Origin of the sequence: Thiomicrospira sp. ALE5 (assembly GCF_900112445.1) — a bacterium.
In the GTDB taxonomy this organism is placed as follows: Bacteria; Pseudomonadota; Gammaproteobacteria; order Thiomicrospirales; family Thiomicrospiraceae; genus Thiomicrospira.
Map to the genome: position 1 here is coordinate 173,830 of NZ_FOYY01000003.1, position 20,525 is coordinate 194,354.

18 protein-coding genes and 1 pseudogene are annotated in these 20,525 nt (G+C 46.9%); 14 read left to right on the plus strand and 5 right to left on the minus strand.

Annotated features, from left to right (window positions below):
* Positions 1-21 precede the first annotated feature (21 nt).
* Positions 22-2,931 carry an insulinase family protein gene (locus tag BM293_RS00950; RefSeq protein WP_093446160.1) on the plus strand — a complete coding sequence of 970 codons (2,910 nt, stop codon included), beginning with the start codon at positions 22-24 and terminating at the stop codon, positions 2,929-2,931.
* Positions 2,932-3,010: 79 nt separating this feature from the next.
* Here the strand turns inward: BM293_RS00950 and BM293_RS00955 are convergent, their stop codons facing one another.
* Entirely contained in the window at positions 3,011-3,790 is a 780-nt protein-coding gene (locus BM293_RS00955; RefSeq protein ID WP_093446162.1) for an enoyl-ACP reductase FabI, read from the minus strand.
* A gap of 77 nt (positions 3,791-3,867) precedes the next feature.
* Here BM293_RS00955 and BM293_RS00960 point away from each other — a divergent pair, with 77 nt between their 5' ends.
* The 8 genes and pseudogenes from BM293_RS00960 to BM293_RS00995 form a co-directional block, all read left to right on the plus strand.
* Positions 3,868-6,084 carry an ABC transporter substrate-binding protein gene (locus tag BM293_RS00960; RefSeq protein ID WP_093446163.1) on the plus strand — a complete coding sequence of 739 codons (2,217 nt, stop codon included), beginning with the start codon at positions 3,868-3,870 and terminating at the stop codon, positions 6,082-6,084.
* Entirely contained in the window at positions 6,081-7,058 is a 978-nt protein-coding gene (locus BM293_RS00965) for an ABC transporter permease (protein WP_093446165.1), read from the plus strand. The genes BM293_RS00960 and BM293_RS00965 overlap by 4 nt, the downstream gene beginning before the upstream one ends.
* Positions 7,055-8,455 (plus strand): ABC transporter permease, encoded by a 1,401-nt coding sequence (locus BM293_RS00970; protein WP_093446166.1) that lies wholly within the window; start codon positions 7,055-7,057, stop codon positions 8,453-8,455. Before BM293_RS00965 ends, BM293_RS00970 begins: the two co-directional genes overlap by 4 nt.
* A gap of 45 nt (positions 8,456-8,500) precedes the next feature.
* Positions 8,501-8,776: a BrnT family toxin gene (locus BM293_RS00975; protein ID WP_093446168.1), complete on the plus strand. Its 276-nt coding sequence runs from the start codon at positions 8,501-8,503 to the stop codon at positions 8,774-8,776.
* Positions 8,769-9,035 (plus strand): hypothetical protein, encoded by a 267-nt coding sequence (locus BM293_RS00980; protein WP_006459022.1) that lies wholly within the window; start codon positions 8,769-8,771, stop codon positions 9,033-9,035. Before BM293_RS00975 ends, BM293_RS00980 begins: the two co-directional genes overlap by 8 nt.
* 14 nt (positions 9,036-9,049) lie before the next feature.
* On the plus strand, positions 9,050-9,655 hold the full coding sequence (locus BM293_RS00985; RefSeq protein WP_093446169.1) for a hypothetical protein: 606 nt from the start codon (positions 9,050-9,052) through the stop codon (positions 9,653-9,655).
* A 13-nt stretch (positions 9,656-9,668) separates the two neighbouring features.
* The gene (locus tag BM293_RS00990) at positions 9,669-11,300 is read left to right on the plus strand and encodes an ABC transporter ATP-binding protein (protein ID WP_093446171.1); all 1,632 of its coding nucleotides are present in this window, start codon (positions 9,669-9,671) and stop codon (positions 11,298-11,300) included.
* A 528-nt stretch (positions 11,301-11,828) separates the two neighbouring features.
* Positions 11,829-11,972 (plus strand): annotated as a pseudogene (locus BM293_RS00995) (DUF3820 family protein); the annotation flags it as partial.
* A 26-nt stretch (positions 11,973-11,998) separates the two neighbouring features.
* Here BM293_RS00995 and BM293_RS01000 read toward each other — a convergent pair.
* Positions 11,999-12,262, minus strand: coding sequence for a late competence development ComFB family protein (locus tag BM293_RS01000; protein ID WP_093446174.1), 264 nt, complete (start codon positions 12,260-12,262; stop codon positions 11,999-12,001).
* A 155-nt stretch (positions 12,263-12,417) separates the two neighbouring features.
* On the opposite strand from BM293_RS01000, the gene BM293_RS01005 reads away from it, so the two are divergent.
* Positions 12,418-13,290: a hypothetical protein gene (locus tag BM293_RS01005; protein ID WP_093446175.1), complete on the plus strand. Its 873-nt coding sequence runs from the start codon at positions 12,418-12,420 to the stop codon at positions 13,288-13,290.
* A 58-nt stretch (positions 13,291-13,348) separates the two neighbouring features.
* On the opposite strand, the gene BM293_RS01010 is transcribed toward BM293_RS01005, so the two are convergent.
* Positions 13,349-13,831, minus strand: a complete 483-nt coding sequence (locus BM293_RS01010; RefSeq protein WP_093446177.1) for a DsrE family protein — start codon at positions 13,829-13,831, stop codon at positions 13,349-13,351.
* A 216-nt stretch (positions 13,832-14,047) separates the two neighbouring features.
* On the opposite strand from BM293_RS01010, the gene BM293_RS01015 reads away from it, so the two are divergent.
* Entirely contained in the window at positions 14,048-15,208 is a 1,161-nt protein-coding gene (locus BM293_RS01015; protein ID WP_234968850.1) for a GNAT family N-acetyltransferase, read from the plus strand.
* A gap of 18 nt (positions 15,209-15,226) precedes the next feature.
* Here BM293_RS01015 and efp read toward each other — a convergent pair whose 3' ends face one another.
* Positions 15,227-15,787 carry an elongation factor P gene (gene efp / locus BM293_RS01020; RefSeq protein ID WP_093446178.1) on the minus strand — a complete coding sequence of 187 codons (561 nt, stop codon included), beginning with the start codon at positions 15,785-15,787 and terminating at the stop codon, positions 15,227-15,229.
* A gap of 33 nt (positions 15,788-15,820) precedes the next feature.
* Positions 15,821-16,960: an elongation factor P maturation arginine rhamnosyltransferase EarP gene (earP, locus tag BM293_RS01025; RefSeq protein WP_093446180.1), complete on the minus strand. Its 1,140-nt coding sequence runs from the start codon at positions 16,958-16,960 to the stop codon at positions 15,821-15,823.
* A gap of 84 nt (positions 16,961-17,044) precedes the next feature.
* Here earP and BM293_RS01030 point away from each other — a divergent pair, with 84 nt between their 5' ends.
* The 3 genes from BM293_RS01030 to BM293_RS01040 all read left to right on the plus strand — a co-directional run bounded on the left by BM293_RS01030 (position 17,045) and on the right by BM293_RS01040 (position 20,515).
* Positions 17,045-17,644 carry a YigZ family protein gene (locus BM293_RS01030; RefSeq protein ID WP_200770587.1) on the plus strand — a complete coding sequence of 200 codons (600 nt, stop codon included), beginning with the start codon at positions 17,045-17,047 and terminating at the stop codon, positions 17,642-17,644.
* Positions 17,645-17,716: 72 nt separating this feature from the next.
* Positions 17,717-19,060 (plus strand): Y-family DNA polymerase, encoded by a 1,344-nt coding sequence (locus BM293_RS01035; RefSeq protein ID WP_093446181.1) that lies wholly within the window; start codon positions 17,717-17,719, stop codon positions 19,058-19,060.
* Entirely contained in the window at positions 19,061-20,515 is a 1,455-nt protein-coding gene (locus tag BM293_RS01040; RefSeq protein WP_093446183.1) for an exonuclease domain-containing protein, read from the plus strand.
* Positions 20,516-20,525 lie beyond the last annotated feature (10 nt).

The following is a 20,525-nucleotide window of genomic DNA, read 5'->3' on the forward strand; positions in this document are numbered from 1 at the left end:
TTTTTTTATTTGTGAGGTTTTATGTCAACCAGTTTTGAAACATTTGAATTTATCAGTGAAGACGTTATCGATAGCCTGTCAGTTAAGGTGCAAACCTTTCGTCATAAATTGACTGGCGCGATGCATTATCATTTAGCCGCAGACGATGAGCATAAAGTATTTATGGTGGCGTTGCGTACCGTGCCAGAAGATTCTACTGGCGTGGCGCATATTTTGGAGCATACTGTGCTGTGTGGTTCGGCGCGTTTTCCGGTGCGAGATCCGTTCTTTATGATGATTCGCCGCTCGATTAATACCTTTATGAATGCCTTTACCTCCAGCGATTGGACGGCTTATCCGTTTGCGACCGAAAACGATAAGGACTATCAAAACTTGTTGCAAGTCTATATGGACGCGGTATTTTTCCCTAATTTAGACGCACTCGACTTCGCCCAAGAAGGCCATCGTTTTGAATTTGAAACCTTAACCGATGCCAACTCACCATTAACTTATAAAGGTGTGGTGTTCAATGAAATGAAAGGTGCGATGAGTTCACCGGTTTCGACCCTGTGGCAGGCGCTGACAAGTGAGTTATATCCGACCTCGACCTATCATTACAACAGCGGTGGTGAACCGGAAGCGATTCCGGATTTAACCCATCAGCAGTTGGTAGATTTCCATCGCACCCATTATCATCCGTCGAATGCGGTGTTTATGACCTATGGCAATCAAAATCCGGCGACGTTACAGGCGGATTTCGAAAAGCTGGCGTTAGCGCGTTTTGAACAAGCCATTGAGCCAGTTTATGTTACAACTGAACAGCGTTTTACGGCACCAAAAACCATAGAACAAGCCTATGCGTTAGATGAAGAAGACGTGTCCAACAAAACGCATATCGTCATGGGTTGGTTATTAGGCTTAAATAAAAACCCGATGGACGTGCTGAAAGGACATTTATTGGCCTCGGTGTTGCTAGATAACAGTGCATCCCCGTTACGTTTTGTTTTGGAGCAAACCAAACTGGCCACTGCGCCATCGCCGTTATGCGGCTTGGAAGACTCTAATAAAGAAATGGCGTTTGTAGTCGGGGTGCAGGGGTCTGAACCCGAGCATGCGCAAGCGATTGAAGACCTTATTATCAATGAGCTGCAGCGTATTGTTAAAGAGGGCGTGGAACAATCACAAGTCGAAGCCATGTTGCATCAGTTGGAATTAAGTCAGCGCGAATTGGGTGGCGACAGCTATCCTTATGGCTTAGAGCTGATGCTTGGGGCATTACCGGGTGCGCTACATCAAGGTGATCCGGTCGCGTTATTGGATGTTGACAAAATATTGTCGCAACTGCAGCAAGATATTGCACAGCCGGACTTTATTCCAAATTTAGTGCAGGCCTGGTTGTTGGATAATCCGCATCGTGTGCGTTTAACCCTCAAGCCGGATACGCAACTAAGCAGTCAACGCGAGCAGGCCGAAAGAGCAAAATTGGCACAAGTTCAAAGCGGTTTAACAGAGCAGCAAAAACAAACCATTATCGACCAAGCCGTGGCCTTAGAAGAACGCCAAGCTCAGCAAGATGATCCAACTATTCTGCCGAAAGTTACCAAAGATGATGTTACCCCAGAGATTAATCAGGTCGTGCCAAAGCAAACTCTACAACAAACGGGCGGCAAAGTGACCGCTTATGAACGCGGCACCAATGGTTTGGTTTATGAACAATTAATTGTTGATATGCCAGATTTAACGCCACAAGAACAAGCCTTAATGCCGTTGTTTAATAGCTGCTTAACTGAAGTGGGTTGTGGTGGGCGTGATTATCTTGATACTCAGTCCTTGCAAGCGGCGGTGACAGGTGGCATTTCAGCCGCTTCTGCGGTGCGCGCGGATTTAGCGGATAACACCGCTTATCACAGCCATTTTATGCTCACGGGCAAAGCGTTAAATCGTCATCATCAAGATTTAGCGATGTTGATGCAACAAACCCTATTGACGGTGGATTTCAGCGAAACCGAACGCTTACGTGATTTGGTAGCACAAATGCGTGCCTCAATGGAGCATCGTATTACTGGCGCGGGTCATAGTTTGGCGATGAGTGCGGCAACGCAGGCATTTTCGCCGGTGGCACAGTGGAATTTTCAGCGTTCCGGTTTAGCGGGGATTCAGTTTATTAAACAGCTCGATAAGTCGTTAGAGGGTGAATCGGCTTTGCAGGCCTTTGCGCAACAATTGGCGACTATTCGTGACAAAATCGCGCAAGCACCGAAACAAGCGTTATTGGTGGTGGATAAAACGGGTTACCAGCAGGCCTGGTCGGGTATTAATGGGTTATTGGACCAATGCGCCGGTACCCAAACCGGTCAATTAACCTTGTCGCAATCCAATTCGATTAACCACCAGGCCTGGTTAACCTCAACGCAAGTTAATTTCTGTGCGCAAGCCTATCCCGCCGTAATGTGGGGGCATCAGGATGCGCCGTTATTGTCAGTGATGAGTGCTTGTTTACGTAACGGCTTTTTGCATAGCGCGATTCGTGAAAAAGGCGGCGCCTATGGCGGCGGGGCGAGTTTTGATGCTGAAAGCGGTGCGTTGGTGATGTTTTCTTATCGTGATCCGCGTTTGATGGATACCTTTGCCGATTTTGAACGCGCGTTGGATTGGTTAATGACGTCCGCCACCCAAGAGCAAGTGGACGAAGCGATTTTAAATATCGTCAGTGCGATGGACAAACCCGGTTCTCCGGCAGGTGAAGCCAAAAAAGCCTTTTATCAAGAGCTGTATGGTCGTGATCATGCCAAACGTACCGCCTATCGCCAAGCCGTTTTAAACGCGGATTTAGCGCAAGTTCGTGTGGTAGGTGAGCGTTATTTACAAAGCCAACCGACGTGTGCGGTGTTAACCCAAGCCAGTCAATCGGACGTTTTAACCGCGAATGGGTTTGAGTTAATTAAGTTGTAAAGAAACCAAAAATTGACGGGAAGGTGTCGATAAACCTCTTTCAGTGATTGAAAGAGGTTTGAAGTGAAAGGTGTAAAGATTAGGTTGACGCCGTGGTGTTGTAGCCACCATCGACATAGGTGATTTCACCGGTGATACCTGACGCGAGGTCTGAACACAAGAAGGCACAGGTATTGCCGACTTCTTCAATGGTCACATTGCGGCGTAATGGGGTCGCCTGCGCCGCTTTGTCCAGCATTTGACGGAAGTCTTTAATGCCAGATGCCGCTAGGGTACGAATTGGGCCGGCTGAAACCGCATTGACGCGGATACCGTCTTGGCCTAAATCGGCCGCCAAATAACGCACAGTCGCTTCAAGCGAGGCTTTGGCAATGCCCATAACATTGTAGTTAGGCACGGCACGCTCTGCACCCAAATAGGAGATGGTCATCACCGAGCCTTGGCGGGCTTTTAGCATCTCATAGCCGGCTTTGGTCAAAGCAGTCAGGCTGTAGGCACTGATGTCGTGGGCGATTTTGAAACCATCGCGGGTCGAAGCATCAATCATACGGCCTTCCAATTCTTCGCGCGGCGCAAAGGCGACCGAATGTACAAGAATATCCAAACCCTCTGGCCAATGATTTTTTAATTCAGCGAATACATCAGTGATTTGCTGGTCATCCGCTACATCAAGCGGTAGCACAATGTTAGAGCCTAATTCTTCTGCCACCTTTTCAACACGACTTTTCAGTTTTTCAGTTTGAAAGGTTAGTGCAATCTCTGCGCCTTGCTCATGCATTTGTTTTGCAATACCATAGGCAATGGATTTGTTATTCGCGACGCCCACAATTAAGGCGCGTTTGCCGGTTAAAAAGCCCATATTTTTCTCCATTTTGGCTAAATGTGACTCGTTAAAATGCCAACATTATAACGTGAATCCTAAAGGTGAACCAAACAATGCAATTAACCAGGCCTGGTCAGTGCTTCGCGTTTTTAGTCAAACCCTTTATTGTATTAGCTATCGCACTAGGTTTAGTGGCTTGCGCTGATCAATGGAACCAGCCTTACACCGATGAAGCAGTCGCCTCAAATACCTTATTTACGGCGTTTTCCGCGCCGCCCAAACATCTTGATCCGGTGCGTGCTTATAGTTCAAATGAATGGCAAATTATCAGCCAAATTCTTGAGCCGCCGTTGCAATATCATTATTTAAAACGTCCGTTCACACTAGAACCCTTGACGCTGACTGAGATGCCCAAGGTGCGTTATTTTAATGCCGAAGGGGTCGAGGTCGAACAGGGTGCAACCGATCTGGCCTATTCTGAATTTACTTTAAATTTAAAACCGGGTATTCAATTTCAACCTCATCCGGCGTTTGCACGTGATGAGCAGGGCGATTTTGTTTATCTGCCGCTGAATGCGCGCAAAGCGGCGAATTTGCGTTCGCCGTTTGAATTGTCTCAGCTTGCGACGCGTGAACTCACCGCCGCCGACTATGCCTATGCGATCAAACGCATGGCCGTGCGACAGAATCATTCGCCGGTATTGGATACCATGATGAACTATATTGTCGGATTGCGTGAATTCAGTGAGCAGGTCAGTGCCGACCGCGCCGAGGTAGCGCGTGAGGCGTTTTTTGATTTGCGTCCTTATGAGATACCAGGCGTGAAGGTGATCAATGATCATCAATTGCGCATTCAGATTGAAGGTGTCTATCCGCAATTTATGTATTGGCTGGCGATGAATTTCTTTGCGCCGGTGCCTTGGGAAGTGGAGCAGTTTTATGCGCAACCAGGCCTGGTGGCACGCAATATTAATTTCAATACCTTTCCGGTCGGCACCGGACCGTTTTTCTTAGAAGAGAATAATCCTAATCTACGCATGCGTTTGGTGCGTAACCCGGTATTTCATGAACAGTTTTATCCTGACTCTGGTTTGACTTATTACATGCCAGATAGTTTATTGCGTGATGCCGGCAAGCGTTTGCCGCTGTTAGATCAGGTGGTCTACACCCTGGAAAAAGAAAGTGTGCCTTATTGGAATAAGTTTTTGCAAGGTTACTACGATGCCTCGGGTGTGAGTTCGGATAGTTTTGATCAGGCGGTGCAGGTGTCGGTCAGCGGAGAGCTGAACTTGACCGGTGAAATGGCAGAAAAGGGCATTCAAATGCGTTCGGGCATTGAGCCAACGGTGTTTTATTTGGCGTTTAATATGCTCGATGAGGTGATTGGGGGCTATAGTAGTGACCGCCAAAAATTGCGCCAAGCGATTAGTATTGCGGTGAATTATGAAGAGTTTATTTCGATTTTTATGAATGAACGCGGTATGGCAGCGCAAGGACCGATTCCACCGGGCATTTTTGGGCATATTGAAGGTGAGGAAGGCGTTAACCCTTATGTGCATGATTGGGTGAATGGCGAATATCAACGTAAATCACTGGCCACCGCGCGGGAACTGCTAGCACAAGCGGGTTATCCGAATGGGTTGAATCCGGCCACTGGGCGGCCTTTGCAGCTGCATTTTGATGCGGTCGCCACTGGGCCAGATGATCGTGCGCGGATGGATTGGATGCGTAAACAGTTTGAGGAGCTGGGTATTGAGTTGGTGATTCGTTCGACCGACTACAATCGTTTTCAAGAAAAAGTGCGTAATGGTGATGCGCAGATTTTCTTTTGGGGTTGGGGCGCTGATTACCCAGATCCAGAAAACTTTTTATTCCTGCTTTACGGGCCAAATGGATCGGTGGCCAGTGGCGGTTCCGGCATCAATTCGGCCAATTACGCCAATCCCGAGTTTGATCGCTTGTTTGAACAAATGCGCAATATGGAAAACAGCCCAGAGCGTTTAGCGATTATTCAAGACATGTTGGAGATTGTGCGCCAAGACGCGCCTTGGGTATTTGCATTGCATCCGCGTTCATTAGCGCTCTATCACAGTTGGTATCACAATGTCTGGCCGAATCGTTTAGCCAATAATAATATAAAATATTTATCGGTTGATCCTGAACTTCGGCTGCAAAAACAAGGGGAATGGAATCGTCCCGTGGTCTGGCCTTTGTGGTTAGCAGGCCTGCTTATGATCGGCTTGTCGATTTGGGCGGTCAGCGCCTATCGCGCGCGTCAACAACAACGGATTCAGCCGCAATCGTCTAAAACGGGAGGGCGCAATTTATGATGGCGTATATCGTTCGTCGCTTGATTTATGCCATTCCGATTTTGATTGGCGTCAATTTTATTACCTTTGTATTGTTCTTTATGGTCAATACGCCGGATGACATGGCGCGTGCGCAATTGGGCGCTAAGCAAACGACACCGGAGTTGATTCAAAGCTGGAAGGCCGAGCGTGGTTATGACAAGCCGTTGTTTTTTAATAGCGATGCACCAGGCCTGGTGAAGTTGAGCGATACCTTATTTGTTGAGCAGTCGTTGAAGTTGTTTGTGTTTGACTTTGGCAAATCCGATGCCGGACGCGATATTGCTTCGGACATTAAAGAACGTATGTGGCCGAGTTTGGCGATTGCCTTGCCGACCTTTGCGATTGGACTGATTACTACTATTACGCTGGCGCTGCTGATCGTGCTGTTCCGCGCCACGATGTTGGATACCGCCGCGATGGTGATTGCGGTGATGATTATGTCGATATCCGGCCTGTTTTATATTATTGCTGGGCAGGTGCTGTTTAGCAAGATCCTGCATTGGGTGCCGATATCCGGCTATGAACCCGGCTGGGCGAGTGTGAAGTTCTTGATTCTGCCCGTCTTGATTGGCGTGTTTGCCGGTTTAGGGGCCGGCACCCGTTGGTATCGCAGTATTTTCTTGGAAGAAATCAACCGCGATTATGTGCGCACCGCGCGCGCCAAAGGCCTGTCGGAAATCAGTGTGTTGTTTAAACACGTGTTGCGTAACGGCATGTTGCCGATTCTGACCGGCGTGGTGGTGGTGATTCCGAGCCTATTTATGGGCAGCTTAATTATGGAATCCTTCTTTGGCATACCCGGTTTAGGCAGTTACACCATTGATGCGATTAATGCACAGGATTTTGCGATTGTGAAAGCGATGGTGTTTTTCGGCGCGGTGCTCTATATCATCGGGCTGATTCTGACCGATATATCCTATACCATTTTTGATCCAAGGGTGCGTTTATCATGATGTGGGTATGGCTTTGGACAGATATTATGGTGTGGGGGCTGGTGCTTGCACTCGGCGCCTGGGGTTGGACGATTTCGCGCTCACCCCAGGTTAAGGCGCAATGGCTGGCGATTTTCCGTTCCAAAATTGCAATGAGTTCAGCGATTATTTTGCTGTTTTATTTGTCAATTGCGTTGCTGGATTCATTGCATTTCCGTTTAGCCTTGCCGGATCAAACACCGGGGCAGGAACGCCAATATGCCGGTCAAACCACCAGTGCCTTAGACTGGGTGTTTAATGAAATTCGCAGCCAAACCGAGCGCACCTATTCTGCGCCTTTTGCGCTCAAAGAGCATAGCACCTCAATCGTTAAAGACGAACAGGGGCGGGTGCTACAACAGCATTTAGATCTGGTGCATGCCGGTGCGCATTTAGCGGATGCGTCACAGCGTGCCGCCGATATCACCCAAAAATCCGTGTTTGCCGTGGCGATCGCCTTGGCGATAAGCGGGCTATTAATCAGTTTGCATTTGGTTTGGCGTGCGCGTGCCTTGGGGCGTCGATTTGGCGAACAAGCAGGCCTGGTGATAAAAGGCCAAGCGGATTTACCTTGGCGCACGGCGTATTTGACCTTTACGCTGGGCTTGGTCATCTTGGCTTGGTTGTATTATTTGGGGCATTACTATCATGTACTCGGCACCGACAAGGTCGGTGGTGATGTGCTCTATCAAAGCTTTAAAAGCGTGCGCACCGGCGTGTTGATCGGCGTGCTGACCACCTTGGTGATGTTGCCGCTGGCATTGATTTTGGGCATTAGTGCTGGGTTGTTTCGCGGTTGGGTCGATGATGTCATTCAATATCTCTACACCACGCTGAACTCGATTCCGGGGATTTTGTTAATCGCCGCCTCGGTGTTGGTGATGCAAACCATTATTACCAATAACCCGCAGTGGTTTGAAACCGCGACTGAACGGGCGGATTTCCGTTTGTTGGTATTGGTGCTGATTCTAGGCCTGACCTCCTGGACCAGTTTGTGTCGATTATTGCGCGCTGAAACCCTCAAAATCAGCCAAGTCGAATACGTTACTGCCGCGCGCGCGTTTGGGGTGAGTCGTTTTAAAATTATCAGCCGCCATATTCTGCCGAACGTGATGCACATTGTACTGATTGCGGTGGTATTGGATTTCAGCGCCTTGGTTTTGGCGGAAGCGGTCTTGTCCTATGTCGGCGTGGGCGTTGACCCGACCATGCATAGCTGGGGCAATATGATTAACCAAGCGCGTTTAGAAATGGCACGCGAGCCGATGGTCTGGTGGTCGTTGTTTAGCGCGTTTGTGTTTATGTTTATCCTTGTGCTCGCCGCCAACCTATTCTCCGACCGCGTCCAACGCGTGTTAGACCCGAAGAATAACGCATGATTTATAGCTTTGTGATTTTTATACATACATTGTATGGTAATATTTATGTTTGAGTGGAATGAAGAAAAGAACAAGCTATTGAAGAAAGAGCGTGGAATAGGCTTTGAAGATATTGTAATGGCGATTGATGATGGTGGCATTTTGGATGTCTTAGATCATCCAGACCAATCACGCTATCCTGGTCAAAAAATTTATGTTGTTGCTGCGTTAGGTTATGTGTACATGGTGCCATTTATTCGCTCAGAACAGGCTATATTCTTAAAAACGATCATTCCAAGTCGTAAAGCTAAAAAACAATATTTAGGTGATTCAAATGTTTGATGAAGAAGAATTATCCATTCTGGAGGCGCTCGAGTCAGGGGCTTTAAAATCGTCGATTGACGCTGAGCAGGAAATTGCTTTAGCACGCCAAGCCGCTCGCGAGAATTTATCAAAATCCAAGAATATTACCCTGCGTTTAAATATGGCAGATGTGGTAGCTGTCAAACGCAAAGCGCAAGAAAGCGGTATTCCTTACCAAACCTTAATATCGGCATTGATTCATCAATATGCGGTTGGCAAGGTTCAGATTGAAGCTTAATCAAAGGGCATAAGATGGCTTGGTTTGCGGCACCGTTGATTGTAAAGGGTTTGGCTTGGGGCGCGGGCGTCGCAGCGAGTGTGCTGGCCGGTCAAAAAACCAAAGACTGGGTGAGCGAAAAGCTGGAGCAGAAAACCCGCGATAAAATGCAAGCGGAACTCAGTGCGCACGCCAGCGCCTATTTAACCCAGCTTGAGCAGGCCTGGCATCGTGCGTTTTGGCGTTATTTTGCCATTCAAAATGGGTTGCTGCTTGTGGCGTTGGGGTTGAGTTTTTGGCTAGGGAGTTGGCTGTTTTTTGTTGGCTTGGCCTTGGTGTTTGTTTGGAACGGTGTATTAGCCTATGGCTATAAATCGGCCTTAATCGCTTTCTGGCAGCATAAAAGCCTGCAGCGACTCCTAGCTGCGCGTTTAAACGAAGAACTCACGCGCCACCTGCAAAATCTATCGCACATTGAACAACGTTGGGTGGATTGGTTTATCGCCGAAAAACAGCAAGAAATATGTCAACAAACCGCCGAACACCTGGTGCCCAGAGCGCGTTTTGCGTTGATTAACGTGGCGTTGATGTTAGTATTAAGTTTCGTGGTCTTCCGCCTAGCGGTCGTCCCTTTTGTTTAAAGAGGAAGTTAGTGTGAAAAAGCCGGTATTAGCGATTCAGAATTTAGTGGTCAAGGTCGGTGACTCGGCGCTGATTAATCGCATTAGCTTTCAGATTGATGCCGGCGAGATTTTTGCGCTGGTCGGCGAATCGGGCAGTGGCAAATCCTTAACGTCATTAGCTGTGATGCGCCTATTACCGGAAGCTTTAAATATCGAAGCAGGGGATATTCAGCTGCATCAAAAATCCCTGCTTAACCTAACCGAAGCGCAAATGCAAAAAGTACGCGGCAAGTCGATAGCGATGATTTTCCAAGAGCCGATGACCTCGCTTAACCCGGTGATGCGCGTCGGTGACCAGGTCGCCGAAGTCTTGCGGGTGCATTTAGGTTTGTCGTCCAAAGCCGCGCAAGCCAAAGCGATAGCACTGTTTGCCGAAGTCGGCATTCCTGAACCGGAACAACGCATTAACTGGTATCCGCATCAACTGTCCGGTGGGCAAAAACAACGGGTGATGATTGCAATGGCGCTGGCGTGTGAACCGGACTTATTGATTGCCGACGAGCCTACTACCGCGTTGGACGTCACGATTCAAGCGCAGGTACTCAAACTGCTCAGAAAACTGCGTGACGAGCGCGGCCTGTCGATCTTGTTTATCACCCACGATATGGGCGTGGTGGCGGAAATGGCTGACCGCGTTGCGGTGATGCAAAAAGGTCAGATTGTCGAAACCGCCGAAGTCGAGCACTTTATTAAAGCCCCGAGCCATCCCTATACCCAACAATTGCTCGCCGATGCTTTGCCACAACGCAATTACAAACCGGCGGCAGAGCACGCGTCTTTGCTTGATTTAAAAGGCCTAAAAGTCCATTTCCCGATTAAAAAGGGCCTATTGCAGCGCACCGTGGGGCATGTAAAAGCCGTCGATGGCGTCGATTTAACCATCCGACGCGGTGAAACCCTCGCGCTAGTAGGTGAGTCGGGCAGTGGCAAAAGCACCATCGGCCAAGCGATTTTGCGGCTGATCGACAGCACCGAAGGCGAAATCCGTTATCAAGACGTCAATCTCGCTCAACTCACCGAGCGCAAAATCAAACCGTTACGCAAAAAAATTCAAGTCATTTTCCAAGACCCATATTCTGCGCTCAACCCGCGGATGACCATTGGCGAAATCATCCGCGAAGGCATGGTCAGCCTCAAAGTCGGTTCGCAAGACAAAACCGACCAAGAACGACGCATTGACGAACTCTTGCAACAGGTCGGACTATTGCCGGAACACAAATTGCGCTATCCGCACGAGTTTTCCGGTGGTCAACGCCAACGCATCGGTATTGCGCGTGCGTTAGCGGTCGAACCGGAATTGATTATCTGCGACGAACCCACCAGCGCGTTAGATGTCACCGTGCGCGCGCAAGTATTGGACCTGCTCAACCACCTACAACAAACCTACAACCTCTCATTATTGTTCATCACCCACGACCTATCCATCATTCCGCGCATCGCCCACCGCGTCGCTGTCATGTCCGAAGGCAAAATCGTCGAGCAGGGCGACGTACAAACCATCCTCGAAAACCCACAACACACCTACACCCAAACCCTACTGGCAGCAGCCCCGAGTTTTCATGATATGCGGCAGGGTGTAAAGGGCTTTCAATCCCATCGCTAGGCGGAGTTGGAATTAAATGTCTAAAGAATTAATCATCATCGCCGGACCCAATGGCCCGAGACATTGAACGCCGGTTTCCCAAGAGTGTGTATAATTTGTTTTACCACTATATCGAAGCAGTGGACTCGGTATATTGTGTCTTGAATATGATCGAGCCACGGCTGATTTTTTCAAAGAAGCAAGGTGAACTTGTTATCGCTCATCACCAGCATTATGAAAATTTAAAAGGAATCGCTGATGGATACCACAGAGATTAAACCATCCGAAAGACCCAAAAACTGGATGCTAATGTGGTGGTTGAAATAATGAAACGTGCCGTAAAGCGCGAACTCAACCGCAAACGCGCACTCAGGCAATATGCCGTAATTTGCGAAAATGGCGAGGTTAAGAAGATCCAGTTTTAGTGTTGCGTAATTAATTTAGTGATTGTTTGTTTTATGGATTTGTAATCCAACCGACCTATATAAACACCGCGAATCCAGCCGCGCCCACCAAGGTCAAGGTAGAGCGAAGCAGGTATTTGCATAGATCAACTCAGAAGAATTAAAAAAACTTGTTACCGTCACTATGCCTTATGGCAAATACAAGGGGCGAATTATTGCGGATTTGCCGGGGCATTACCTGAATTGGTTTGCGCGTGAGGGCTTTCCATCGGGTCAGTTAGGGCAGTTATTTGTGCATGGTTGATTTATGAGTGCCTAATCATGATTGGATTCTTGAATCCGCTTATAGGCTTTTTGTACCGCTAACTTAACTCTCATTTGTATTTCGTCAAATTCATCTGGGGTCATGTAAAAACTCATATCAATGTCATGACGTATGTAACGGGGTGGCAGTATGTTAAGCGCGATACAGCCCATATCCGCTAATTGCTCTTCATTCAGACCCGATTCCATGTAGTTGTCGGTGATTTCATTGATAACATGGCGTCTATAAAAGTTGTGAATAGTATCAAATTGCATAGCGAGTCCTTTTGAAATCTATTTCTAAGGTTAACAGTAAACTATTTTAATTCTAACTTAGTTGATCTTTAGATGGTGGATTATCTCTGTGCCTACTTAAAGAAAATTCAGTCATTGCCGATATCTATATAAACAACATTAACTGGAAGCCGAACATGTCACAGCTTACGCCTTTACAAAACTTACCAAAATGGATGGGGCAATCGAATACTCAGTCCAGTAATCAACCCAATCAACTTAACAACATGACAAATGCCCCGGTAAAAAGAGATGTTTTTACCCCATCGGACTTGTCTACTGCCAGTGTACAGCGTTATCAAGCGGCCTATCAATATTCTGAAACTATGAATTTGCAAATCGAAACCCGTGCAGGCGATAAGGTTACAGTCGACTTTAGGCAACTTTTTATGCACTATCAAGAATTTAGCCGTCAGCAGCTGTCTGAAGAGGGACCAAAAGGCGTTCGTCAATTTGAAAGCCGGGAAATGCTAGAAATGACGGCATTCGAAGAGCGCTTTGCATTTTCTGTTGATGGGGATTTAAGTGAAGATGAATTACGGGCGATTTTTGAGGTTTTTGAGCAGGTTGATCATTTAGCCAATCACTTTTTTAATGGCGATATTGAAAAGGCATTTGAGCAAGCACAAGACCTTAATATTGACTTTAGTCAGCTTCAATCTGTCAGCCTTGATTTAACTCGTACTGAAACACGAGCTGTTTCGTATCAACAAGGTGCGCTAGCACAGTATCGCGATATACAGTCGAGCAGCGATTCAGCTGATAAATATGGTATTGAAATGAGTGATCTGCCTGCCTACCTTCAGGCTTGGCAAGCCGCTATTGAAAAATTGGAACAACAGTTTAGCAATGCGCAATCCCTATTTGATGACATGATGGCGGGAAGTCTCGCGCAGCGTTTTCCTGAACAAGATAACTATGAAGGCTGGCTTGATCGGGTACAAAACTTTCATCAACAACTCGCTGAAGCGTTTAATGATCAAGCTGAAAATGGCAAGCAACTAAGCTAACGCATAAACAAAAAACCACCCATCGGTGGTTTTTTATTGCTTAAAATGTTCTGCAATATTAGTGAATTCCAATAATGCCCCAGCCTTGATGCTGCAGGCTAATAAAGCTCACATAGCTGTTTCCAACCACGATGAGTGGATCTCGAATATCACCATTTTCAACCCCAAAAACACGGTTAGCAATTGAACAGACTTCAGCTTTGACGCCGTCAAGTTGTAATAGTTTATTTAGGTGTTTGTTAAACGTCTCAACCTGAACCATTTGATCGAGCTCAACCGTTTCAAGACCTGTCGTTAAGAAATTAACATTTTGACCATGGAAGGCTAAGATCATTTCTGGTTCTAGTCCAGCATCTTTTAAGTTTTGGTAAGTTTCCTTAATAACCTGCATTTGAACGGTTAAAAAACCGGGGTTGGAGTTGGTGATATCCCATACTACCTGTGCTTGTGTCATACCTTCTAGAGCCTTATTGTTATTTGGCTGGGCAAGAGCACTAGTTGCAAGTGCTAAGGATAAGATGAATCCGATAAGAGTGCGCATATTATTATCTCCTTTAGTTATTAATCATTCAAAATAGAATGAACTTTCATTCTATTCCTGGTGCCTGGCTTTTACTATCTTAAAATTGTGGAAAATTATTGAATAATCCGTTATCTATCAGAATAGTTAAAAGTTTTGTCTAAGTTATCCATGGTTTAGCTTGGCAAGATAGAGTAACGTAAGCAAGGATTTATAATTGAATGTGTCTGTATTGAGATGGGTGTGGAATTGCGTTTAGTGCGACAGATTGCGGATATTGATCGCCAGGCCTGGAATGGGTTGGTGACGGATAATAATCCGTTTTTGCGCCATGAGTTTTTGCAGGCGTTGGAAGATCATCAATGCGTGAGTGCGGAATTTGGTTGGTATCCGCAGCATGTCGGTTTATATGACCAAGGGCGCTTAATCGCCGCGATGCCGTTATATGCGAAAACTAATTCCTATGGCGAATTTGTGTTTGACCAGGCCTGGTCGCAGGCGTGGCAGTCGGTGGGTATGCCGTATTTTCCAAAATGGGTCACATCCATTCCTTATGCACCGGTGACCGGTTCGCGGTTTTTAATCGCTGCCGACCTGCATGTCGATCAAAAAGCGGATCACATCCGCACGCTGTTGGTTCAGCATTTGCAAAAGCTCGCTACCGAACAGCAGGTAAGCGGCTGGCATATTTTATTTGCCGAGCATAAGGGCGAACGCAGCGACCAGGCCTGGTTAAACCGGCAGACGGATTGGTTGATTCGTCACGATTGTCATTTCCACTGGTTTAACCGAAACTATCAGACCTTTGATGATTTTCTGGCTGAGCTGAAACAGAAAAAACGTAAAAATATCAATCAAGAACGCCGTAAAGTTGCAGCGGCGGGCGTCACCTTAAAACGTCTCAATGGTCACACTGCAACCGAGCAAGATTGGCAGGATTTTGCCTATTTTTATCAAAAAACCTTTCACGAAAAATACAGTGTGGCGACCTTAAATCAAGGCTTTTTCCAAGCGGTAGCACAGGCGTTACCGGATCAAGTGCTGTTGGTAATGGCGCAGCGTGATGGCAAGAACATCGCGGGTTCGTTGATGTTTCACAGCGACACGACCTTGTTTGGTCGCCATTGGGGGTGTATTGAAGATGTCAATGCGCTGCATTTTGAAGCCTGTTATTATCAAGGGATTGAGTTTGCAATAGAACAGGGATTGCAGAAATTTGAGCCGGGCGCAGGCGGTGAACACAAAATCGCGCGGGGTTTCGAACCTGTGAAAACTCAATCAGCGCATTGGTTAAGGCAAAATCTGTTTGAGCAGGGCATTATGGGGTTTTTGGCAGAAGAAAGGCGAATGATTGAAGATTATTATCAGGACTGTGTATTACACAGCCCTTATCAGTGAGAATTAAGTCTTCACACCTTACGCACGTTTGCGGAATTCTCCTGTGCGTGTATCAATCTCAATTTTCTCGCCAATTTCGATAAAGGCGGCAACTTGCAATTCGTAACCAGAATGTAGGCGTGCGACTTTCATGACCTTACCTGAGGTATCACCGCGTGCAGCTGGCTCAGTGTAAGCGATTTCACGAACGATAATTGTTGGCATTTCAATGGAGATAGGCTTGTCTTCATAAAAAGTAACCTCACACTGGTCTTCCATGCCATCTTCAATATAGTTGATCGCATCGCCTAAGTTATCTTTTTCGATTTCATATTGATTGTATTCTTCATCCATGAACACATACAGTGGGTCTGCAAAATAGCTGTAAGTACAAGGTTTTCTATCAAGAACAATCGCTTCGAATTTATCATCTGCTTTATAAACTTGCTCTGTACCACTGCCATTAAGAAGGTTTTTCAGCTTCATTTTGACCACAGCCGCGTTACGACCAGATTTGTTATACTCGCTTCTTAAAACAACCATTGGGTCGTTTCCGATCATCATGACATTCCCAACGCGAAATTCTTGTGCAGTTTTCATTTAAAATTTTTCCTAGAAAATAAAATCACCGCATTATACCTTGCTTTCTACAAACTTGACTAGATTACTCGTTAATTCTCCAAGCTTACCGAGTTTCTGTGGCCATGTTTTGGCATGCTGTTGCCAGGCTGGCCAATGTTCAATCAGTTGCAACCAGGCCTGCTGATCGAGTTGTTGCTGGTTCCATGCCTGTTGCCAATGGCTGATAGTATGGGCTAGATTATGCGGTAATCCCGCTTGATAGGCATCATTAAAAGCCTGCAACTTATCCCAGTGAGCGCCATCATCAGTTGGGTAAATATGCCAAATAAAGGGTTTGGCGGCCCATTGTGCGCGCACAAAGGATTCTTCGCCGCGCACAAAATTAAGATCAGCCTGCCACAAGAGTTGGTCATAATCGCTTTGTGACATAAAAGGTAGGCGGTACAGGCTGAGTTGGCCTTGCTGCCAGCAGGCCTGCTTTGCAAGACTTTGTTGAATGTCGGTTGCGAGTCCGTCTAGTGTGCGTCCTTCAGGAATGAGTAAATTGACCGATTGATACCCGGTTGGTAAGGGTGTACCCGGTTTAGTTAGTGTGTTAACTAAGTCTTGTAATGCACTGTTTTTATAAGCAAAAACCGATATATTGATGCTGGCCTCTGCAAGTTGTTGGTTGTTTGGTAATGTTATGCTATTAGGCGCTTTTTTTTGCCGCCGGTAGTAATCGGCTTCACGCATTAAGCCTCCCGTTCCAGTTTGCATGCCGGGAAAGAAAAAAGTTTTATCGAGACCGCAGGCCTGCTTAGAGGGACGCAAATGAAAATCGACTGCCCAGGTTTCTGCCGTTAGGTACTCCAAATTTATCCAAATCGGGCGTTGGGTTGCGGGTAATGCCCGCATGGCATCGAGATAGGGGCGAGGCAACTCGCAACCAAAGGTTTCAATCACCACCTCAGCGGGTTGCGTCTGCTCAAAATCTTTTTGCCAATGCCTTATTTCAATACCTTGACAGTGTTGTTGCAATAAACCAGGCTGATAGAGTGGCTCCATGGCCGCCAATGCTTGAGGTTGGTCAAGCCATAAACGCACCTGTTGCTGGTGGTCATGGTGTAACAGCTTGGCTAAACGCCAACTAACGCCAATATCGCCATAATTATCGATTACGCGGCAAAATATATCCCAGTGGAGAGTCATTGTTTATGTCATGTGTTTAATAGACTAGAATGGAACTATTTTAATTGTTTTAGCTGTTTTAATGGCAATATTGGGTGAGGTGTCATGAGTTATTTTGTGCCCACCGCTTCACATCTGGCCGAAATAGAGATAAGGAAGAGCCGGTCTGTCGCCTATGCCTATCCGGTGAGTACGCGTGTTGAAGCGATGGCCTGTGTGGCTGAGTTAAAAGAAATCTATTCAGATGCACGGCATCATTGTTGGGCCTACCGTTTGGGTGGGGACGCCAGTGCGAGTGCAGGCATGAGTGACGATGGTGAGCCTTCAGGTAGTGCGGGTAAACCAATTTTAAATGTCATAACCCATCAGCAGCTTGGCAATCTACTTGTGGTCGTTGTGCGCTTTTATGGCGGTATCAAATTGGGGGTAGGCGGTTTAACCCGCGCTTACAGTCAAGCAACGCAAGCGGTATTGGCCGACTTAACGGTGAGTCTTGCGCGCACTTGGGTAGATCAGACCGTGATCTGTGATTTTGCTCAAGAGCAGGTTGTACGTTATCAATTAAACAATCTTGAAGGCCAAATTATCTCTGTTGCGTATCAGCAACAAGTCACCTTAGTGATTCGTTTACCCGAAGAGCAGCTAGCGCCTTGGCAGGCTTGGTTAGCGCAACAACAAATTGAGTCAATTTTGCACAAGCTTTAGCCTTTCTTGGTCTGTTTTTTTGAAAAGTGTTACAATTAAAAATAAATATGTAACACTTTTCAAGGAGGCGTGATGGCGGTGTTTGCATTGGTGGATGCGAATAGTTTTTATGCGTCCTGTGAAATTTCATTTCGACCAGACCTCGCAAAGCGTCCAGTGGTGGTGCTATCAAATAATGATGGCTGTATTGTCGCAGCCAATCAGATTGCAAAGGACTTGGTTAAGCACCACGCTCGCGATTATGGGCACGGGGGTTATGCCTCAGCCAAGCCGACTAGTATGATGTTTCAACCCTATTTTAAAGTGGCTGATTTATTAACCCGTTACAACACGGCCGTGTTTAGTTCTAATTATGAACTCTATGGTGATATGAGTGCAAGAATGCATCGTATGCTGGGTGAATATGCCGCGGGACAAGAAATCTATTCAATTGATGAATCCTTTTTAGACCTGTCGGGCATGACGGCGTGGAATTTAACTGACTATGCCCAAATGATCCGCAGCAAAATTAAACAGGGGTTAGGTTTGCCGGTCGCAGTCGGTATAGGCGCATCAAAAACCCTGGCTAAACTGGCTAATCATTTGGCTAAAAAGCAGGTGCAGTTTGACGGCGTGTTGGATTTAACTGCGTTGAGTGCCCCGACTCAAACTGCGTTATTGCGTCAAGTACCCATAGAGGATGTGTGGGGCGTGGGCCGACGCATGGCGCCCAGGTTGCAAGCCTTAAATATTCATACTGCTTATGATTTACAGCAGGCTAACCCCAAGCCATTGCGCCGACATTTTTCGGTCGTGATGGAACGATTAGTTGCCGAGCTAAACGGTGAAAGTTGTTTAAGTCTTGAAGCGGTGGCACCGGCCAAGCAACAGATTATTCGTTCACGCTCATTTGGTCAGCCAGTAGTAGAGTTTGATTGGTTAGCGCAAGCGGTGGCGAGTTATACCGCGCGGGCCGCTGAAAAATTGCGCCAGCAAGGCTCAGTTTGCCAACATATTCATGTTCATCTGCGTACCAATCCTTATGATAGCAAACAGCCTTATTATGCGAATTCGCACGGCATGGGGTTGGTCTATCCCACCGATAATAGCCAATTATTAATTAAACTGGCCAAACGTTTACTCAAGCGCGTTTGGCAACCAGGCCTGGCCTATCACAAAGCGGCGGTAACCTTATCGGCTATTAGTAATAAAGGACCATTACAGCTAGATGTATTTGCACCTGAACCTAAGTTCTCAGCTAATCCAAAATCAGACGCACTAATGACCACTCTTGATGCTATTAATCAAAAAATGGGCCGTGGCAGTATTCAATTTGCCGCCGAAGGCTTGGCGGAAAAGGCGCAGTGGGCGATGCGTCGCGCTCATTGCTCACCGCGTTATACCACACGTATTGATGAAGTCTTGGTGGTGAATTAAATGACACAGATTGGATCCTGGTGGGCGGCTAAACCGGCTACATTTACGCTCAATGATTGGGTGCTGGTTGATATAGAAACGACAGGCGGCAAACCGGGGCGCGACGAAATTATTGAAATTGCGGTGCAGCGCTTTCACGACGGCGAATGGGTGCAATCTTGGCAACAACTTATTCGCCCTCAGCGCACGATTCCGCCTTGGATTACTCGTTTAACCGGGATTACTAATGCCATGGTCGCGGATGCGCCGCGTTTTAATGAAATCGCTGATGAATTAGCGGCCTTGTTAGCCGATAAAGTGTTTGTTGCACATAATGCTCGTTTTGACTATGGCTTTATTAAACATCAGTTTAAGCAACTGGGCTTAAACTGGCGTGCGACGACGCTGTGTACCGTTAAATTGTCTAAACAGCTCTTCCCGCAGTATCCTCGGCATGGCTTAGATCATTTAGTGGCGCGCTATGACTTACCCCAAGTAGATCGTCACCGAGCTATGGGGGATGTGGAACTGATGGTGGCATTTTTGGCGAAACTGAGTGATGAGGTTGCACCAGAACAGCTATGGTCTATGCTGGCGCAACTCGTAATGCAGCCGAGTTTGCCGGCGCATTTAGATCCACATGCGTTGGATGAATGTGATGATGTGCCTGGCGTCTATCGTTTTTATGGCGAGAGCGGACGTCTGCTCTATGTTGGGAAATCGGTACAACTGCGCACGCGTATTCTAAACCATTTTAATCCAGATCAACGTACGGCTAAAAACCTTAAGATGCTTAGCGAAATTCATCATATTGATTGGACAGAGTGTGAAGGGGATTTAACCGCACAATTGCTTGAATCTAAGCAAATCAAAGCGTTATCGCCGAAATATAATGTTAAGTTACGCAAACAAACGCGTCTGTGGCGTTGGGTTAAATCGTTGGATAAACAGGGTTACGCACACTTGAGGTTAGTGGCCAGTGATGCGTTAACCGTCGAGGATTTACGGGATAGTTATGGTTTGTTTCGCTCACAAAAACAAGCTGAAGAAGCCATGCGAAAAAAGGTCAAGGAAGCGAATTTGTGTCAGCGCCTAACGGGTTTAGAAAAAAAGTCGCAAGGCGCCTGTTTTGCTTATCAGCTCAAACAATGCCGTGGTCCTTGCGTGCAAGAAGAGTTACCGCAGTCGTATAACCTGCGCCAAGATATGGCATTGCTGAGTTGGCAGCAGCAGGCCTGGCCATGGCCGGGCCCTGTGTTAGTGCGTGAAACAGCCGAAAGTGAGCGAGGGTTAGTGATCTATCAATGGCAAGTCATTGCCGAAGTAGTGGATGATAGCGAGTTAGCGGCGTGTTTAGCCAGCAGGCCTGCTAAGGGGCAAGCGCTAGACTTGGATAGCTATCGTATTTTATGTAAGTTTTTACTTAAACCGCCTAAAGGCATGATAATTCAGCCTTTAGAATGGTTAGCAGAGTGAGAGGGGTGTG

Bases quoted from the DNA above. Each gene is read 5' to 3' on its own strand.
- BM293_RS00950 (WP_093446160.1), top strand. From the start codon at position 22: ATGTCAACCAGTTTTGAAACATTTGAATTTATCAGTGAAGACGTTATC.
- BM293_RS00955 (WP_093446162.1), bottom strand. From the start codon at position 3,790: ATGGGCTTTTTAACCGGCAAACGCGCCTTAATTGTGGGCGTCGCGAAT.
- BM293_RS00960 (WP_093446163.1), top strand. From the start codon at position 3,868: ATGCAATTAACCAGGCCTGGTCAGTGCTTCGCGTTTTTAGTCAAACCC.
- BM293_RS00965 (WP_093446165.1), top strand. From the start codon at position 6,081: ATGATGGCGTATATCGTTCGTCGCTTGATTTATGCCATTCCGATTTTG.
- BM293_RS00970 (WP_093446166.1), top strand. From the start codon at position 7,055: ATGATGTGGGTATGGCTTTGGACAGATATTATGGTGTGGGGGCTGGTG.
- BM293_RS00975 (WP_093446168.1), top strand. From the start codon at position 8,501: ATGTTTGAGTGGAATGAAGAAAAGAACAAGCTATTGAAGAAAGAGCGT.
- BM293_RS00980 (WP_006459022.1), top strand. From the start codon at position 8,769: ATGTTTGATGAAGAAGAATTATCCATTCTGGAGGCGCTCGAGTCAGGG.
- BM293_RS00985 (WP_093446169.1), top strand. From the start codon at position 9,050: ATGGCTTGGTTTGCGGCACCGTTGATTGTAAAGGGTTTGGCTTGGGGC.
- BM293_RS01000 (WP_093446174.1), bottom strand. From the start codon at position 12,262: ATGCAATTTGATACTATTCACAACTTTTATAGACGCCATGTTATCAAT.
- BM293_RS01005 (WP_093446175.1), top strand. From the start codon at position 12,418: ATGTCACAGCTTACGCCTTTACAAAACTTACCAAAATGGATGGGGCAA.
- BM293_RS01010 (WP_093446177.1), bottom strand. From the start codon at position 13,831: ATGCGCACTCTTATCGGATTCATCTTATCCTTAGCACTTGCAACTAGT.
- BM293_RS01015 (WP_234968850.1), top strand. From the start codon at position 14,048: ATGGGTGTGGAATTGCGTTTAGTGCGACAGATTGCGGATATTGATCGC.
- efp (WP_093446178.1), bottom strand. From the start codon at position 15,787: ATGAAAACTGCACAAGAATTTCGCGTTGGGAATGTCATGATGATCGGA.
- earP (WP_093446180.1), bottom strand. From the start codon at position 16,960: ATGACTCTCCACTGGGATATATTTTGCCGCGTAATCGATAATTATGGC.
- BM293_RS01030 (WP_200770587.1), top strand. From the start codon at position 17,045: ATGAGTTATTTTGTGCCCACCGCTTCACATCTGGCCGAAATAGAGATA.
- BM293_RS01035 (WP_093446181.1), top strand. From the start codon at position 17,717: ATGGCGGTGTTTGCATTGGTGGATGCGAATAGTTTTTATGCGTCCTGT.
- BM293_RS01040 (WP_093446183.1), top strand. From the start codon at position 19,061: ATGACACAGATTGGATCCTGGTGGGCGGCTAAACCGGCTACATTTACG.